We start from the raw sequence: 612 nt of genomic DNA, 5'->3' as shown, positions 1-612 counted from the left end.
ACTAGGAGTAGACTAATTAATCCAAAGAATACGAGTTGTCTACTCTCAGTGTTTCCAATCAGTCCCTTATCAAAGAATTTTCTTGTACTCTTGGCGCTTTTTCTTACATTTCTTAAATCTTCTACTGTCGTCGTTTCTAGATCCTCTCTTTTGTTCGCATCGTCCAGTTCAATATTGGATTCATGAAATTCACTAACCGTTTCGAACTCATGTTCTTCCATGAGTTCAATTAGACGATCCAACTTATCTTCATTTGATCGGGCTTCTCTCACCGCATTCATGCGTAATGTGTTGTATATTCTGTACAAAACTACACCAATAGCAATGATTCCTAAGGAAATCGTCATTAGTGAAAGCTCTATTAAAATAGAATTTGTATCACAATACAACGACTGTGCGCTGAAAATTGCCCCTACGATCAACACTCCGCCGCCAAATAAAAGAACCATACCTAGTGAGACATGGGTTCTGTTATCTTCTGTCGAGAGGTAGACTTGAGTCAATAGTGCGAATACTGGAAGAGTGAGCGCAACTAGCTGGAGTATCCCTAACGCAATCTGTACATCATTGGTTGACATCAACCTTTCTTCATGCTACCAGCCTATAATAATT

1 protein-coding gene is annotated in these 612 nt (G+C 39.1%); it reads right to left on the bottom strand.

The annotated features are described in order from the left end of the window. Nucleotides 1-578 (bottom strand): hypothetical protein (locus tag EXE42_RS16405; protein ID WP_137707002.1); only part of this gene is annotated, 578 nt, incomplete at its 3' end. Nucleotides 579-612: the final 34 nt, after the last annotated feature.

The sequence above is a fragment of the Halorubrum sp. SP3 genome (genome assembly GCF_005435195.1).
GTDB lineage: Archaea > Halobacteriota > Halobacteria > Halobacteriales > Haloferacaceae > Halorubrum > Halorubrum sodomense.
The sequence above is the reverse complement of the archived record's forward strand: the minus strand, read 5'-3'. Positions and strand labels throughout refer to the sequence as shown.